A 15,140-nucleotide genomic window follows, 5' to 3' on the forward strand; every position below is an offset into this window, starting at 1 on the left:
CTTAGGATGCCCGCATGGACGACACCACTGCTTCCGACTTCCAGCTCGCCCGCCTCGCCGGCGCCATCGCCGAACCGGCGCGCGCCCGCATGCTGAACTGCCTGATGGACGGCCACGCCCGCACCGCGACCGAGCTCGCCACGGTGGCCGAGGTGGCCGCCTCGACCGCGAGCGCGCACCTCGCGCGACTGAAAGAAGAGCGGCTGGTCGAGGTGCTCGTGCAAGGCAAGCATCGCTACTTCCGCCTGGCCAGCGACGACGTGGCCGCCGCGCTCGAAAGCCTCATGGTGGTGGCCGGCGCGCCGCGCCCTGCGGCCACCGCCTTCCAGCCCAACACACCGAGCCGCCTGCGCAGCGCCCGCACCTGCTACGACCACATGGCCGGCACCGCGGGCGTTGCGCTGCACGACCGGCTGCATGCGCAGGGCTGGCTCAGCGGCCTTGCGAGCGGCTCGTACGAACTCACGCCCGACGGCGCGATTGCACTGGAGAGCCTGGGCGTCGAGGTCGACGCCGTGCGCCGCTCGCGCCGCCGCTTCGCTTGCGCCTGCCTCGACTGGAGCGAACGCCGCCCGCACCTGGGCGGCGCGCTCGGGGCGGCGTGGCTGCAGCTGTCGCTACGGCGCGGCTGGGTGCGGCAGGAACTCGACGGGCGCGCGCTCACGCTCACGCTGAAGGCGCAGCGCGAGATGCCGGAGTTGTTCGCCTGAGGGCGAAGGCGATCAGGCCTTCAGCTTGAGCAGATAGATCAGCGGGCCGGCCATGGCGGTGTCGAGTTCGAGAAAGCTCTCGAAGTCCTTGCCCGCCATCCAGTACGGGTCCCAGTTGTTGCGCTTGATGGTCTTCTGCCAGAGGTCGTGTGTGGTGGCGCGCTGCACCGCTTCGAGCAGCTGGCCGCGGCGATAGGGCGGCACCTTCTTGCCGGTCATCACGCCGCGCCAGTTGGCCAGGTCGGCGTCCACGCCCTGCTGGCGCACCGAGGCGATCCCCTGGAACGGGTGCTTGGACGACACGCCGATGGCGCGCAGCTTGCCGTTGGCGATGTTCTCGGCGAACTCGCTGTAGCCCGAGATGCCGACCGCCGCCTTGCCCGTTTCGAGCGCCTCGACCACCTGCGCGCCACCCGGGTGCGGCTGGTAGTTCAGCGACGCCGAGGCGCCGGCCACGCGCGCCAGCATGCCGGCGAACATGTGGTCCACGCCGCCGGCCGATCCGCCCGCGATGACCGTGTTGGCGGCATCGGCGCGCAGCTGGGCGACGAGGTCCTTGGGGGTCTTGATGGGCGAGTCGGCCTTGACGGCGACCACCTCGTAGTCGCTGGTGAGGCGCGCCACGGGCGACACATGCGCCAGCGTGACGGCGGGCTTTTGCAGCGCCACCGCGCCGACCATCACCATGCCGCTGACCAGCAGCGCCTCGGGGTCGGCGTCGTACTTCTCGACGTACTTGGCCAACCCGATGGTGCCGCCCTTGCCGCCGATGTTCTCGTAGGTGACGGTGCCCACGGCGCCCGAGGCCAGCAGGGCGGCGCCGAGGGCGCGGCCGGTCTGGTCCCAGCCGCCGCCTTCGTTGGCGGGAATGACGATGCGCAGCTTGCTGCTCAGCGGCGCGTCGGCCGCGCGGGCGTTGCCGGCCCACAGCGCGGCCTGGCCCGCACCGGCGGCAGCGGCCGAGGCTGCCAGCCAGGTGCCGAAGCGGCGGCGGGACAGGGGAAGGGCGGCGGCAGGCGGCGAAGACGGGCGCATCGTGTTTCCAGTTGTGTACGTGACAGCCAATGATGTCCGCGAAACAAGGCAAACACGCCCTCGCCCGCACAGGGAGAAACCCTGAGGGGGAAAGAGGGGCGAAAGGCGTCGGAGCCTACTGGAAAGCCACTTCCGCGAAGCTTCGCAGCTTGCGGCTGTGCAGCCGGGTGGTGCCTTCCTGGCGCAGGATCTCGATGGCGCGCATGCCGATGCGCAGGTGCTGTTCCACGCGCTCGCGGTAGAAGTGGTTGGCCATGCCGGGCAGCTTGATCTCGCCGTGCAGCGGCTTGTCGCTCACGCACAGCAGCGTGCCGTAGGGCACCCGGAAGCGGAAGCCGTTGGCCGCGATGGTCGCGCTTTCCATGTCCAGCGCCACGGCGCGGCTCTGGCTGAAGCGGCGTTGCGGCTGGTTGCCGGGCAGCAGCTCCCAGTTGCGGTTGTCGGTGCTGGCCACGGTGCCGGTGCGCATGATCGTCTTCAGGTCGGGGCCCTCGCACTTCGTGACGTCGGCCACCGCCTGCTCGAGCGCCAGCTGGATCTCCGACAGCGCCGGAATCGGCACCCACAGCGGCAGTTCCTCGTCGAGCACGTGGTCCTCGCGCACGTAGGCGTGGGCCAGCACGTAGTCGCCCAGCTGCTGCGTGTTGCGCAGGCCCGCGCAGTGACCCAGCATCATCCAGGCGTGCGGGCGCAGCACGGCGATGTGGTCGGTGATGGTCTTGGCGTTGGCCGGGCCGACGCCGATGTTGGTCATGGTGATGCCGCTGTAGTCCTCGCGCACCAGGTGGTAGGCCGGCATCTGCGGCAGGCGCGGCGGCGCGGTGCCCTGGCTGCCGTCCAGCAGGTGGGCGAAGGTGTCGCTGTGGCCCGCGGCCAGCCCGCGCCGGCGCGTGATCACGTTGCCGGGCTCGATGAAGGCGATGTACTCGCTGTTCTCGTCGGCCATGGCCTCGTGGCCCAGGCGCACGAACTCGTCGATGTAGAACTGGTAGTTGGTGAACAGCACGAAGTTCTGGAACCACTCGGGCGCCGTGCCCGTGTAGTGGCGCAGGCGGTGCAGCGAGTAGTCGACGCGCGCCGCCGTGAACAGCGACAGCGGCTGCGGCTCGCCGGGCAGCGCCTCGAAGGTGCCGTTGGCAATGCCGTCGTCCATGGCGCCCAGGTCGGGCAGGTCGAACACGTCGCGCATGAGGGCGCGGCGCTCGGCGCTCATGGTGCCTTCGATGTGGTCGTTCTCGGCGAACGAGAAGTGGATCGGAATGGGCTGCGTGCTGGTGCCGACCTCGATCTCGACCTGGTGGTTTTCCAGCAGTAGGCGGAACTGGTCGAGGTAGTAGCGCGAGAACAGGTCGGGCCGCGTCAGCGTGGTCTCGTAGCGGCCGGGGCCGGCCACGAAGCCGTAGCTCAGGCCGGCGTTGGCCGGCGGCGTGTGGCGCGAGACGGTGTGCGTGTGCACCCGCACGAACGGGTAGCAGGCCCGCACCCGGCCCGGCAGCGCCTCGCCGGCGACAAAGCGCAGCATCGATTCGCGCAGGTGGGCCAGGCCGCCCTGGTAGATGGCTTTGACCTGGTCGAGCGCCTCGGCGGCGTCGGTGAAGCGGGCGGGAGCGACAAAGGTGGGCATGTAGGGCATGCCGTCATTGTGCAATGCGCCCGTGTCGATGGGGAGGCCAGACAGTCAGTCCAAAAGGCAGGCCAGCACCTTGGCCAGCATGTCGTCCACGTCCGTGGCCTGCACCGCGCCGGGCAGGGCGACGTCGCCGTGCATCACGAACACCGGCTTGCCCCATTTCAGGCCCATCGCCATCTCCGACAGCGTGCCCATGTTGCCGCCGATGGCGACCAGGCACACGCCGCTGCGCGCGATGATGCCGTTGCGCATCTCGCCCATGCCGGTGGGAATGGCCACGCTGAGCCATTCGTTGGCGTGGCGGTCGTCGTCCTCGGGCAGGATGCCCACGGCGATGCCGCCGGCTTCCACCGCGCCGCGCGAGGCCGCGGCCATCACGCCGCCGCGCCCGCCGCAGACCACCGCCATGCCCGCGCCGGCCAGCGCATGCGCCACCGCGTAGGCGGCCTCGCATTCGGCCGGGCCGCCGTCGCCCGGGCCGAGCATCGCCACCGGCTGGCGGTGGCGCTGCGGCCCCCACTGCCGTTGCGCCAGGCGCGTCAGCGCCTCAGTGACCGGCGCCGACAGCACCGCGCTCGCGCCTTCGTGTAAAGACATCGCCCACTCCCATCACGACCACACACACCACCATCAGCACCAGCGACAGGGCCGCCGCCACCGCGAAATCGGACCCGCCGTCGCCCACCTGCGCGAGCAGCATCAGCGGCAGGATGTTCAGCTGCGTGCCCACCAGCGCCAGCGCCGTGCCGTAGGTGCCCATGGCAATCGCGGCCACCATGCAGGCGTTCGACAGCACCGAGGGCAGCACCTCGGGCAGCACCGTGTCCCGGAAGGCGCGCGCCTTCGAGGCGCCCAGCGTGCGCGCCGCCTGCGCCGGGCGCAGGTCGAGGTTGGCGAACACGGGGTACAGCGACAGCGCCACGCGCGGGATCAGGTAGTAGGCATACGCCAGCCCCAGGCCCGACACGCTGTAGATCCAGCTGCCGATCACGGCCGGGTCGGCGCCCAGCCCCGCGAGCAGCTGCGTCACGAAGCCCGCGCGCCCGAACGCGAGGATGAAGCCGTAGGCGATCACCAGGCCCGAGAACGCGAGCGGCAGGCCCAGCAGCGTCATCATCCATTGGCGCCGGCCTTCGGGCTGGCGCGCCAGTTCGATGGCGATGCAGGTGCCCACCAGCGCCGAGATCGCACCCGCCGCCAGGCCCAGGCCCAGCGTGTTGCGCAGCGCGCCCAGGAACAGCGGGTTGCCGAACAGCCGCCCGAAGGCACTGCCGCCCTCGCCGAAGGCCTCGGGCAGCAGCGCCGCCAGCGGCACCGCGAAGAAGAGCGCCATGAAGGCCCAGGCGGGCCAGGCGCCAAAGCGTCGCATCACGGCCTCTTACTTGCCCAGCGCGGCCTGCGCCCAGAGCTTGTCGACCTCGGCCTTGCGCTCCGAGGCCTTCACCACGTCGAGCGGCTTGATCTGCGGCGCGGCCGGCATCTTGGCCGCGACGTCGGCCGAGAGCGGCGTGCCCGGCACGGCCGGTCGCACGAAGCCCTGCGCGAACAGCGACTGGCCGGCCTCGCTCATGATGAAGTTGAGCCACAGCTTGCCGGCGTTCGGGTTCGGGCCGTTCTTCACGAGGCTGATGGCGTACGGCGCGGCCACGCTGGCCTCCTTCGGGATCACGACCTCGACCGCATCGCCCATGCCGTCAACGTGCTTGGCCTTCAGGCCGTCGTTCTCGTAGCTGATCCACACCGGGATCTCGCCCTTGAGGAACTTGGCATACGGCGTGGTGCCTTCCACGCGCAGCACGTTGCCGGCCGCATGCAGCTTGCCCAGGTAGTCGGTGCCGGGCTGCACGTTGTCGACGCTGCCGCCGTTGGCGTAGGCCGCGGCAAAGGTCAGCACCTGGCCGATGCCGGTGGAGCGCGGGTCGAGGTAGACCACCGTGCTCTTGAACTCGGGCTTGAGCAGGTCGGCCCAGCCCGTGGGCACGTTCTTCACCAGCTTCTTGTTCACGAGGAAGGCGATGTTGAGCGTGTGGATGGTGAACCAGCGGCCCTCGGCCTCGCGGAACACCGGCGGCAGCTTGTCGAAGTTGACGGGCTTGAAGGGCGCGACCACGTCCTTCTTCGCGGCATCGACGGCCGAGGCGGCGAAGTAGTAGGCGGTGTCGGCCTGCGGGCGGCGCTTGGTCTTTTCGAGCGCGACCACGGTGGCGGCCGAGCCGATGTCGTTGTAGGTCAGCTCGATCTCGGGGTAGCGCTTCTTGAAGTCGCGGAACAGCGACTTCCAGTTGGCCCACTCGGGGCCGGTGTCGAAGGAGACGCACAGGCCTTCCTTCTGCGCTTCGGCGTACAGCGCCTTCTCGCCCGCGTAGAGCTCGGGGCCGTCGAAGGCGAAAGCGGTGCGCGCGAGCGACAGCACGGGCAGTGCGCCGGCGGCCTGGATCAGATGTCTGCGTTGCATGGAGGCTCCTTGAGAGGAAAGGTCAGTGGTCGAGCAGGCGAAGGTGTTCGGGGGCGATGGCAATCGCTTCGGCTGCCGGTGCGGCCGACTCGGCGAGGAAGGGCTTGCCCGCGCCCGCCACGTCGAAGTCGTAGCGCGTGAGCGCGCCCAGGTAGCGCTGCGCGCCGGTGCGGCCGGCCAGGCGGTTCACGCTGTCGGGCGCCGGGTCGGGCCGGATGTGTTCGGGCCGCACCAGCACATGCACCGCGGTGCCGAAGGGCCGGTTGCCGGTCTCGGCGAAGAGCTCGGCAAAGCCCATGTCGAGCCGGCCCGGCGACGCCACCTTGGCGGGCAGGATGGTCGAGAGCCCGACGAACTCGGCCACCGCGCGGCTGGCAGGGTGCTCGTAGATCTCGCGCGGCGTGGCGATCTGCAGCAGGCGGCCGTCTTTCAGCATCGCCACGCGGTCGGCCATCACCAGCGCTTCTTCCTGGTCGTGCGTGACCAGCAGCGTGGTCGCGTTGAAGCGCTGCTGGATCGAGCGGATCTGGTCGCGCAGGTGGCCGCGCACGCTGGCGTCGAGCGCCGAGAGCGGCTCGTCGAGCAGCAGCGCACGCGGGTCGATCGCGAGCGCGCGGGCCAAGGCCACGCGCTGCTGCTGGCCGCCCGAGAGCTGCGCCACGGCGCGCTGCGCGTGGTCGCCCAGCCCCACGATGTCGAGCAGTTCCTGCGCGCGCTGGCGGCGCGGGGCCGTGTCCACCTTGCGCAGCTTGAGCCCGTAGGCCACGTTGTCCAGCACGCTCAGGTGCGGAAACAGCGCATAGCTCTGGAACACCATGCCGATGTGGCGCTGGTGCACCGGCGTGCGCGACATGTCGTCGCCGCCGAGCACGATGCGGCCCGTGTGGCCGGTCTCCAGCCCTGCCACCAGCTTGAGCAGCGTCGACTTGCCCGAGCCGCTGGGCCCGATCACCGCGACGAGCTCGCCCGTGCGCACGTCGAGCGACACGTCGTGCAGGCCGTGCGCGCTGCCGGGGTAGTTGTAGCTGACGTTGTCGAGTAAGAGGCTCATGCGCGCTGCTTCACCAGAGAAGAGGAGAGAAGGGCCGACGCGCTCGCCAGCACGAGAAGGATGACGGTCGCCGCGCAGGCAAAGCCCGTCGCGCCGTAGAAGGCCTGCAGCAGCACCACCGGGTAGGTGCGGTTCTGGAAGCTCGTGAGCAGGTTCGACAACCCGAACTCGCCCACCGAGATGGCCGCCACCATCACCAGCCCGCTGATCAGGCTCTGGCGCAGGCTGGGCAGCACGATGCCGGTGAACTGCTGCCAGCCCGAGGCGCCGAGCGTGGCGGCGGCCTGCTCGAGCCGACCGAGGTCCAGGTGGCGCAGGTCGGTCAGCAGCGTGTTGGTGAGGTAGGGCAGCGTGAGGATCGCGTGCGCGGCGATCAGCAGCGGCATCGAGCCCAGCCACGGAGCGAGGTCGGTGTTGAACACGATCATGTAGCCGAAGGCCAGCGTGATGGTCGGCACCGCCACCGGCGTGGCGCTCACGATGCGCGCCGCGATGCTGCTGCCGCGCCGCGCGCCGTGGTACAGCGCATAGGCCAGCGGCAGCGCCAGCACCGTGTTGATCGCGCAGGCCGCCATCGCCACCACGAGGCTGCTCACGAAGGCCTTGCGGAACGAGGTGTCCAGCCACAGGTCGACATACCACTGCCCGGTGACGCCCGTGGGCAGCAGCGTGTTGGTCCAGTTGCCGCCGAAGCTGCCGATCGCCAGCAGGGCGATGGGCAGCAGCAGGTACAGGCCGTAGACGAGCGAGATGCCGCGAATCAAGGGGGTGTCTCCGAAGGTCTTGCGCACCCGGCATACTTTCCGGATGCTCTACTTTTTGCCCACGGCGGATTGCCGCGTTCCAGCGAATTCTAGGAAGCAGATGCACACTTATGGGTGAAAGTTGGATGACGACACTTGAGCAATCGGCAAGTGTTTTTCACACGACTTTCATCAACCGGAGCCAGGCATGAAACGCGACTGCCCCACCATCCAGGAACTGCTGGCCTTCGACGCCGTGGCGCGCCAGCAGAGCATCACGCTCGCGGCCGGCGCCCTGTGCATCACCGTGAGCGCCGTCAGCAAGCAGATCGCGGGGCTCGAGGCGTTCCTCGGCCGCGAGCTGTTGCAGAAGAACGGCCGCGGCGTGCAGCTCACGCCGCAGGGGCGCGTGTACTGGCAGAAGATCTCGGGCGGCCTGCGCGCCATCGAGACCGCGACCTTCGAGGCCCGCTCGGGCGATGCCGGCGCCGGCCTGCTCACGCTGGCCAGCGTGCCCACCTTCCTCACCAAATGGCTCATTCCGCGCCTGCCGGCCTTCAGCCAGAAGAGCCGCCACGTGATGCTGAGCTTCAGCCGCCACCTGGAGCCCAGCGACGGCATCCCGGCCGGCGTCGATGCCGCCATCCGCTACGGCCCTGACGGCTGGCCCGGTGTGGTGTCCGAATACATCGCGGGGCGCGAATTCGTGCTGATCGTGGCGCGGGCGCTGGTCGAGGGGCGCCACCGCATCGTGCAGCCCATCGACATCGTCGGCCACACGCTGCTGCACCACGAGGGCGCGCCCACCGCCTGGCGCCAGTGGGCCGCGCAGCACGGCGTGCCCGAGGTGCAGACCGTGGCCGGCCCGCGCTTCGCGCAGTACTCGGCGCTGATCCAGGCGGCGCTCAACGGGCTGGGCATCGGCCTCGTGCCCAAGCTGCTGGTGCAGGAAGAGCTCGCCGAAGGCGCGCTGCTGAGCCCCTGCGGCACGCCGGTGCGCGTGGACCAGGGCCACTACCTGTGCTATCGGCCCGACCGTCTCGACCTGCCGGCCTTCGCGGCGTTTCGCGAATGGATCATGGACGAAGGGCAGAAGTCGCGCGGCGTGGAGACCGAGGCATGAAACGGCCGTCTTCGCTACGCTCTGGCCACGGAACAACCAAGGAATCGAATCGATGAAAGTCGCAGTCATGGGTGCCGGCGCGGTCGGCTGTTACTACGGCGCCATGCTGGCGCGCGCGGGTCACGAAGTCGTGCTGATCGGCCGGCCTTCGCATGTGGAGGCGGTGCGTGCGAACGGGCTGCGGCTGGAGACCCAGGCCTTCGATGAACAGGTGCGCATCGAGGCCAGCACCGAAGCGGGCGCCGTGCAGGGCGCCGACCTGGTGCTGTTCTGCGTGAAGTCCACCGACACCGAATCGGCCGCCGCGCAGATCCAGCCGCACCTCGCGCCCGGCGCGCTGGTGCTCACGCTGCAGAACGGCGTCGACAACGACGCGCGCGTGCGCGCGGCGCTGCCGTCGCACGACGTGGCCGCCGCCGTGGTCTATGTGGCGACCGAGATGGCGGGGCCGGGCCATGTGAAGCACCACGGCCGCGGCGAGCTGGTGATCGCGCCCTCGCGCCGCAGCGACGAGGTGGCGCAGGCACTGATCGCGGCCGGCGTGCCCACGCAGATTTCCGACAACGTGCGCGGTGCGCTGTGGGCCAAGCTGGTGCTCAACTGCGCCTACAACGCGCTGTCGGCCGTGTCGCAGCTGCCGTATGGCGAGCTCGTGCAGGGCACGGGCGTGACCGACGTGATCCGCGACGTGGTCACCGAATGCCTCGCGGTGGCGAAGGCCGAGGGCGTGGTGATTCCGGGCGATGTCGATGCGGCGGTGCGCGGCATCGCGCAGTCGATGCCCTCGCAGTATTCGTCGACCGCGCAGGACCTCGCACGCGGCAAGCGCAGCGAGATCGACCACCTCAACGGGCTGGTCGTGCGACGCGGCGAGGCGCTGGGCGTGCCGACGCCGGCGAACCGGGTGTTGTTCGTGATGGTGAAGCTGCTCGAAGGAAAACAACAGCCTCGTTGATGACGTCTTCGCGCGGAACACCGCGGAACCGGCTTTGCCGGGCCGCTGGTGTTGCCCCCGGTAGGGGGTTGGCGAAGCGACACGAAGTGCGCGAAGACTGGGGGTGAGCCTTTATCCCGGCATCGGCTCGCGCATCGTCACGAACTCTTCGGCGGCGGTGGGATGGATGCCGATGGTGCTGTCGAACAGCGCCTTCGTCGCACCCGCGCGCATCGCCACCGCGAAGCCCTGCACCACCTCGCCCGCGTCCGCGCCCACCATGTGCAGGCCCACCACGCGGTCGCTCTTCTTGTCGACCACGAGCTTCATGAAGGTGCGCTCGCTGCGGCCCGAGAGGGTGTGGCGCAGCGACTTGAACTCGCTGGAGAACACGGTGACCTCGCCGAACTTCGCGCGGGCGTCGATCTCGCTGTAGCCGCAGGTGCCGATGTTGGGGTGGGTGAACACGGCGGTGGGAATGAACTCGTAGTCCATGCCGCGCTTGCCCTTGCCGAACAGCGCATCGACCACCACCATCGCCTCGGCCAGCGCCACGGGCGTGAGCTGCACGCGGGTCGACACGTCGCCCACCGCGTAGATCGACGGCACCGAGGTGCGGTAGTGCGCATCGACCGCGATGGCGCCCTTGTCGTCGAGCTTCACGCCCGCCGCCTCGAGGCCGAGGCCCTGCGTGTTGGGCACGCGGCCGGTGGCGAAGAGCACGGTGTCGGCCTCGATCTGCTGGCCGCGCGCGAGCGTGACCACGAGGCCGTCGGGGCCGCGCGCGATCGACGAGGCCTCGCAGTTCAGGCGCACGTCGACGCCGGCCTTGCCCATCTCGTTGGCCAGAAACTGGCGCACGTCGTCGTCGAAGCCGGTGAGCAGGTGGGCGCGGCGGTGCAGCTGCGTCACCTGGGAACCCAGGCCGTTGAAGATCGACGCGAACTCGCAGGCGATGTAGCCGCCGCCCACCACCAGCAGGCGCTTGGGGAACGGGTCGAGGTCGAACATCGCGTCGGAGGTCACGATGTGCTCGCGGCCTGGAATCTCGGGCACGAAGGGCGTGCCGCCGGTGGCCACCAGCAGGTGGCGCGCGGTGTGGCGCCTGCCTTCGATTTCCACCGTGTGCGCATCGACCAGCTGGGCCCAGCCGGTGACGAGCGTGACGCCTGAATTTTTCAGCAATGAGCCGTAGATGCCGTTGAGCCGGCTGATCTCCTTGGCGCGCTGGGCTTTGAGGTGCGCCCAGTCGAACTGCGGCGCCGACGGGAGCTTCCAGCCGTAGCCTTCGGCTTCCTCGAACGACTCGGCATAGCCGGCCGCATAGCTGTAGAGCTTTTTCGGGATGCAGCCCACGTTGACGCAGGTGCCGCCGAGCTCGGCGGCCTCGGCCAGCGCGACGCGCGCGCCGGTCTGCGCCGCCATGCGCGCGGCGCGCACGCCGCCGCTGCCGCCGCCAATGACGAAGAGGTCGAAATCGAATGGTTGCATGAGAAAGACGCTCCTTGCGGCCGACTGTAGCGGCGGGGCGGCGGCGGCGCTTTCGGCATGGGCATGGCCGTGAAGCACCGCGGCCTGCGAGGGTCTTTGGCGGGGGGGCGCTTGACCCTGAAGCTGCTTCAGGGAATCCACTGTCTGCAGGCCCGCGGGAATTCATCGCCATCGGCGACGTTGCCACTGGCCTGTTGCACGACGCAAGGGAGAAACACATGGGCATGCTGGAACGACTCTTCGGTGGACATGGCGGCGCGCGCCACGGCGGTGGTGGCGGGCACCACGGTTCGCAAGGCGGCTATGGGTATGGCCGCGACGCACCGCCGCCGCCACCCGGCGGCAGCGCCTGCCCGGCCTGCCGCGCGGTGAACACGGCCGGTGCACGCTTCTGCCAGCAATGCGGCACGTCGATGCTGCCCGCGGCCTGCCGGCAGTGCGGCACGGCGATGGCGCCCGGCGCGAAGTTCTGCGCGCAATGCGGCCAGTCGACGCAGGCGACGTAGCGCGGCTGACGCGAGAAAAAAGGGGCGGGCCGACAGCGAGAATTCGCGGTTGTCGGCAACAAGGCAGGGAGCCCCATGAAGAACGATTCCAACAGGCAGAAGAAAAAGGACGGCGCGGCACTGGCGTGGCTGCCGGTCCTGGCGCTGTGCGCGATGGCCGTCGCGCCGGCCGGCGCGCAGCTCGCGCGCAAGCCGTCGTACTACCAGCAGCAGAACCAGCCACAGCCCGAAGGGCCCGCCGCACAACTCGTGCCGCGCCCCGCCGTGCCCGCCTCGCTGCCGGCGCTGCGCAGCCAGGGCGATTTCGACACGCTGGCGCGCGTCTACGACGCCGGCACGCCGATGCAGCTGGCCCATGTGCTGTTCGCGATCGACCGGCAGGCGAAGCCGGCGCGCATGCACTACATCGACACGCCGCGCTTCCAGCTGCATGTGCGTTTTTTGCGCGACACGCGGCTCACGCCGAACACGGTCAAGCGCGAGATCGACCGCAACTACCTCGTGCCGGACCGCCGCTTCCTGTTCGGCACGCTGAGCTGGCAGCAGAACATCGGCACCTTCACCTACGAGTTCTGGGAAGGCGACCGGCTCACCGTGCCGCTGCTGCGCGAGGCCGAGGCGCAGGTGAAGGCCAGCTTCTTCGCGCCGGTGAAGTTCAAGACCAACTCCACGCTGCACGAGCGCATCGCGAAGGAGGCCGGCATCGACTTCGTGAGCCAGGAGGCGCTGATCCGCGAGCAGCCCTACCTGCCGATGAACCTGGGCACCGCCACCGGCCGCGTGCGCATCGTGAACGACGCCTCGGGCCTGAATGCGCTGTTGCCCGACGGCATCGCCGTACTGCGCGAGGTGCCGATCAACCTGCCGCCGGTGGCCGGCGTGCTCACCGAGCGGCCGTCCACGGCGCTGTCGCACGTCAACCTGCTGGCCAAGGGCTGGGGCATTCCGAACGCCTACGTGCGCGATGCCGCCACGGTGCTGAAGGCGCACGCGGGCCAGTGGGTGGCGCTGAAGGTGGCGGCCTCGGGCTACCAGCTGCGCCGCCTCACGCCGGAAGAGATCGCCGCGCTGCCGCCGCGCGCCGTGCGTGCCGCCGCCACCGGCGCGCTGCCCGGCAGCAAGGCCGCGAAGCCGGACCTGCGCGAGACGCGCCTGCTGCCGCTGGCCTCGCTGCGCGCGCGCCACAGCGTGCAATGCGGCTCGAAGGCGGCCAACCTCGGCGCCGTGCTGGCCGCGCGCATTCCCTCGACCACCGTGCCCGACGGCTTCTGCATTCCGTTCGCGCACTACGACCGCTTCATGCGATCGAACGGGCTGGCCGAGCGCATCGCGCGCATGCAGCAGCAGCCCGGCTTCGCCGGCGACCCGCAGGTGCGGCTGAAGGCGCTGGCGCAGCTGCGCGACGAGATCGTGCAATGGCCCGTCGAGCCCGCCACCGCGGCGGCCTGGCGCGCGGCGTGGCAGGCGCAGCTGGGCGGGGGCGGCGTGTTCGTGCGCAGCTCGTCCAACTCGGAAGACCTGCCGGGCTTCAGCGGCGCGGGGCTCTACACCACGGTGCCCAACGTGAAGACCGGCGACGCGCTCGAGCTCGCGGTGAAGAAAGTGTGGGCCTCGGTGTTCAACCCCGAGGCCTGGGAGGCGCGCAGCGCCGCGGGCTTCGGCGCCGAATCGGTGCTGATGGGCGTGTTCGTGCAGGCCGCCATCGACTCGACCAACGCCGGCGTGATGATCACGCGCGACCCCTTCGACGCGGGCCACCCGCACGTCACCTACATCTCGGCCAAGCGCGGCATCGGCATCCGCGTGGTCGAGGGCAAGCGCGTGGCGGAGCAGGTGATGTACTCGAGCTGGTCGAAAGCCATCCAGGTGCTCAGCCGCTCGGCCGAAGAGACGGCGCTGCAGCTGGACAAGGACGGCGGCGTGAAGGAAGTGCCCGTGGAAGTGGGCCGCCACGTGCTGACCGACGAGCTGGTGGTGCGGCTCGCGAACGTGGGCGCGGCGGTGAAGCGCACCTTCAATGCGGTCGACCAGGACATCGAGTGGGCGACCGTGGGCGACAAGATCGTGCTGCTGCAGGCGCGGCCGTATGTGGAGCGGCGGCGCTAGTTCACTGCGCCCTCAGCCCGGCGTGGCACGCGGGCGGTGGCCCGGCAGCGTGTTCAGCGGAATGCGCAGGTAGGCCACGCCGTTGTCGTCGGGCGGCGGCAGGCGGCCGCCGCGCACGTTGACCTGCATCGACGGCAGGATCAGCGTCGGCACTTCGAGCGTGGCGTCGCGCGCGGTGCGCATGCGCACGAACTCGTCTTCGCCGATGCCGTCGCGCACGTGGATGTTGTGGGCGCGCTGCTGCGCCACCGTGCTCTGCCAGCGCGGCTCGCGCGAGGCGGGCGGGTAGTCGTGGCAGACGTACAGCGTGGTCTCGGGTGGCAGCGCGAGCAGCCGACGCATCGAGCGGTAGAGCTCGCGCGCGTCGCCGCCCGGAAAGTCGGCGCGGGCGCTGCCCAGGTCGGGCATGAAGAGCGTGTCGCCGACGAAGACCGCGTCGTCCACGAGGTAGGCCATGTCGGCCGGCGTGTGGCCGGGCACGCGCAGGGCCTGCGCCTCGATCTCGCCGATGTGAAAGCGCTCGCCGTCCTTGAACAGGTGGTCGAACTGGCTGCCGTCGGGCAGGAAGTCGCGCTCCAGGTTGTAGAGGCTGCGGAAGGTGGCCTGCACCGTGCGGATGTGCTCGCCGATGGCGATGCGCCCGCCGGCCTGCGACTGTACATGGCGCGCGCCCGAGAGGTGGTCGGCGTGCGCGTGGGTCTCCAGGATCCAGTCGACCTGCAGCGCCTGCGCGCGCACGTACGCCAGCAGGCGGTCGGCCGAGGCGGTGTCGGTGTGGCTGGAGCGGAAGTCGTAGTCGAGCACCGGGTCGATGACGGCGGCGCGCTTCGTCGCACGGTCCCAGACCACGTAGGACACCGTGCCCGTCGCGGGATCGAAGAAGGCCTGGGTTGTGGCGCGTGGGGGCATGGGGGTCGGGGTCATCGGCGCTCCTTCTGCGGTGCCTGGAGGCCAGGCCGTCGTTCATTCAATCAAGCGACAAATATTATATGAATTAATATAATGTTATTTCGCGAACTGTCATTTCCCCATGAAGACCCCGACCCACGCCATCGACCCCCAACTGCTGCGCAGCGCCGCCGGCCAGGCCGTCGCCGTGCTCAAGCTGCTGGCCCATGAGGCCCGGCTGCTGCTGCTGTGCCAGCTCTCGCAGGGCGAGATGTGCGTGAGCGACCTCGAGAGCACGCTGGGCATCCGCCAGCCCACCCTGTCGCAGCAGCTGTCGGTGCTGCGCACCGAAGGCGTGGTGGACACCCGCCGCGAGGGCAAGAACATCTACTACCGCGTGGCCGATCCGGCCCTGCTCGAGATCCTGGCGGTGCTGTACCGCCTCTACTGCCCGAAGGAGAACTGAAG

Annotated in this window: 15 protein-coding genes; 6 read left to right on the forward strand and 9 right to left on the reverse strand. The window is 69.9% G+C overall.

The features are described from left to right. Window positions 1–14: 14 nt before the first annotated feature. Entirely contained in the window at window positions 15–710 is a 696-nt protein-coding gene (locus tag AC57B8_RS10455; protein WP_496479578.1) for an ArsR/SmtB family transcription factor, read from the forward strand. A gap of 12 nt (window positions 711–722) precedes the next feature. Here AC57B8_RS10455 and AC57B8_RS10460 read toward each other — a convergent pair whose 3' ends face one another. The 7 genes from AC57B8_RS10460 to AC57B8_RS10490 all read right to left on the reverse strand — a co-directional run bounded on the left by AC57B8_RS10460 (window position 723) and on the right by AC57B8_RS10490 (window position 7,645). Then, entirely contained in the window at window positions 723–1,745 is a 1,023-nt protein-coding gene (locus AC57B8_RS10460; protein WP_174250308.1) for a Bug family tripartite tricarboxylate transporter substrate binding protein, read from the reverse strand. Window positions 1,746–1,860: 115 nt separating this feature from the next. Further along, complete coding sequence (locus tag AC57B8_RS10465) at window positions 1,861–3,378, reverse strand: AMP nucleosidase (protein ID WP_062481401.1); 1,518 nt, start codon at window positions 3,376–3,378, stop codon at window positions 1,861–1,863. A gap of 45 nt (window positions 3,379–3,423) precedes the next feature. Beyond that, on the reverse strand, window positions 3,424–3,972 hold the full coding sequence (locus AC57B8_RS10470) for a TIGR00725 family protein (protein WP_062481403.1): 549 nt from the start codon (window positions 3,970–3,972) through the stop codon (window positions 3,424–3,426). Next, complete coding sequence (locus tag AC57B8_RS10475) at window positions 3,923–4,744, reverse strand: ABC transporter permease (RefSeq protein ID WP_062481405.1); 822 nt, start codon at window positions 4,742–4,744, stop codon at window positions 3,923–3,925. Before AC57B8_RS10475 ends, AC57B8_RS10470 begins: the two co-directional genes overlap by 50 nt. Window positions 4,745–4,753: 9 nt before the next feature. Further along, window positions 4,754–5,830: an extracellular solute-binding protein gene (locus AC57B8_RS10480; RefSeq protein WP_070061856.1), complete on the reverse strand. Its 1,077-nt coding sequence runs from the start codon at window positions 5,828–5,830 to the stop codon at window positions 4,754–4,756. Between the two features lie 22 nt (window positions 5,831–5,852). Further along, a complete protein-coding gene (locus tag AC57B8_RS10485) occupies window positions 5,853–6,881 on the reverse strand; it encodes an ABC transporter ATP-binding protein (protein ID WP_496479579.1) in 1,029 nt (342 codons plus the stop codon). Then, window positions 6,878–7,645, reverse strand: a complete 768-nt coding sequence (locus AC57B8_RS10490) for an ABC transporter permease (protein ID WP_070061918.1) — start codon at window positions 7,643–7,645, stop codon at window positions 6,878–6,880. The genes AC57B8_RS10485 and AC57B8_RS10490 overlap by 4 nt, the downstream gene beginning before the upstream one ends. Window positions 7,646–7,832: 187 nt before the next feature. On the opposite strand from AC57B8_RS10490, the gene AC57B8_RS10495 reads away from it, so the two are divergent. Together AC57B8_RS10495 and AC57B8_RS10500 are read left to right on the forward strand one after the other, a co-directional pair. Continuing rightward, on the forward strand, window positions 7,833–8,747 hold the full coding sequence (locus tag AC57B8_RS10495) for a LysR substrate-binding domain-containing protein (protein ID WP_070061858.1): 915 nt from the start codon (window positions 7,833–7,835) through the stop codon (window positions 8,745–8,747). Between the two features lie 52 nt (window positions 8,748–8,799). Next, on the forward strand, window positions 8,800–9,702 hold the full coding sequence (locus tag AC57B8_RS10500) for a ketopantoate reductase family protein (RefSeq protein ID WP_496479580.1): 903 nt from the start codon (window positions 8,800–8,802) through the stop codon (window positions 9,700–9,702). 111 nt (window positions 9,703–9,813) lie between these two features. Here the strand turns inward: AC57B8_RS10500 and gorA are convergent, their stop codons facing one another. Continuing rightward, window positions 9,814–11,172, reverse strand: coding sequence for a glutathione-disulfide reductase (gene gorA, locus AC57B8_RS10505; RefSeq protein ID WP_496479581.1), 1,359 nt, complete (start codon window positions 11,170–11,172; stop codon window positions 9,814–9,816). A 224-nt stretch (window positions 11,173–11,396) separates the two neighbouring features. Between gorA and AC57B8_RS10510 the strand changes: the two genes are divergently transcribed. Together AC57B8_RS10510 and AC57B8_RS10515 are read left to right on the forward strand one after the other, a co-directional pair. Next, entirely contained in the window at window positions 11,397–11,678 is a 282-nt protein-coding gene (locus AC57B8_RS10510; RefSeq protein ID WP_306301677.1) for a double zinc ribbon domain-containing protein, read from the forward strand. A 75-nt stretch (window positions 11,679–11,753) separates the two neighbouring features. After that, window positions 11,754–13,784, forward strand: a complete 2,031-nt coding sequence (locus AC57B8_RS10515) for a PEP/pyruvate-binding domain-containing protein (protein WP_496479582.1) — start codon at window positions 11,754–11,756, stop codon at window positions 13,782–13,784. A 12-nt stretch (window positions 13,785–13,796) separates the two neighbouring features. Here AC57B8_RS10515 and AC57B8_RS10520 read toward each other — a convergent pair whose 3' ends face one another. After that, window positions 13,797–14,708, reverse strand: a complete 912-nt coding sequence (locus AC57B8_RS10520; protein WP_496479583.1) for an MBL fold metallo-hydrolase — start codon at window positions 14,706–14,708, stop codon at window positions 13,797–13,799. A gap of 106 nt (window positions 14,709–14,814) precedes the next feature. Here AC57B8_RS10520 and AC57B8_RS10525 point away from each other — a divergent pair, with 106 nt between their 5' ends. Further along, window positions 14,815–15,138: an ArsR/SmtB family transcription factor gene (locus AC57B8_RS10525; RefSeq protein WP_062478840.1), complete on the forward strand. Its 324-nt coding sequence runs from the start codon at window positions 14,815–14,817 to the stop codon at window positions 15,136–15,138. Window positions 15,139–15,140: the final 2 nt, after the last annotated feature.

The sequence above is a fragment of the Variovorax sp. BGA-UO-ETr-C22 genome (assembly GCF_059567965.1).

Excerpts from the sequence above, each read along its gene's own strand:
- AC57B8_RS10455 (WP_496479578.1), top strand. The coding sequence starts at position 15 with ATGGACGACACCACTGCTTCCGACTTCCAGCTCGCCCGCCTCGCCGGC.
- AC57B8_RS10460 (WP_174250308.1), bottom strand. The coding sequence starts at position 1,745 with ATGCGCCCGTCTTCGCCGCCTGCCGCCGCCCTTCCCCTGTCCCGCCGC.
- AC57B8_RS10465 (WP_062481401.1), bottom strand. The coding sequence starts at position 3,378 with ATGCCCTACATGCCCACCTTTGTCGCTCCCGCCCGCTTCACCGACGCC.
- AC57B8_RS10470 (WP_062481403.1), bottom strand. The coding sequence starts at position 3,972 with ATGTCTTTACACGAAGGCGCGAGCGCGGTGCTGTCGGCGCCGGTCACT.
- AC57B8_RS10475 (WP_062481405.1), bottom strand. The coding sequence starts at position 4,744 with ATGCGACGCTTTGGCGCCTGGCCCGCCTGGGCCTTCATGGCGCTCTTC.
- AC57B8_RS10480 (WP_070061856.1), bottom strand. The coding sequence starts at position 5,830 with ATGCAACGCAGACATCTGATCCAGGCCGCCGGCGCACTGCCCGTGCTG.
- AC57B8_RS10485 (WP_496479579.1), bottom strand. The coding sequence starts at position 6,881 with ATGAGCCTCTTACTCGACAACGTCAGCTACAACTACCCCGGCAGCGCG.
- AC57B8_RS10495 (WP_070061858.1), top strand. The coding sequence starts at position 7,833 with ATGAAACGCGACTGCCCCACCATCCAGGAACTGCTGGCCTTCGACGCC.
- AC57B8_RS10500 (WP_496479580.1), top strand. The coding sequence starts at position 8,800 with ATGAAAGTCGCAGTCATGGGTGCCGGCGCGGTCGGCTGTTACTACGGC.
- gorA (WP_496479581.1), bottom strand. The coding sequence starts at position 11,172 with ATGCAACCATTCGATTTCGACCTCTTCGTCATTGGCGGCGGCAGCGGC.
- AC57B8_RS10510 (WP_306301677.1), top strand. The coding sequence starts at position 11,397 with ATGCTGGAACGACTCTTCGGTGGACATGGCGGCGCGCGCCACGGCGGT.
- AC57B8_RS10515 (WP_496479582.1), top strand. The coding sequence starts at position 11,754 with ATGAAGAACGATTCCAACAGGCAGAAGAAAAAGGACGGCGCGGCACTG.
- AC57B8_RS10520 (WP_496479583.1), bottom strand. The coding sequence starts at position 14,708 with ATGACCCCGACCCCCATGCCCCCACGCGCCACAACCCAGGCCTTCTTC.
- AC57B8_RS10525 (WP_062478840.1), top strand. The coding sequence starts at position 14,815 with ATGAAGACCCCGACCCACGCCATCGACCCCCAACTGCTGCGCAGCGCC.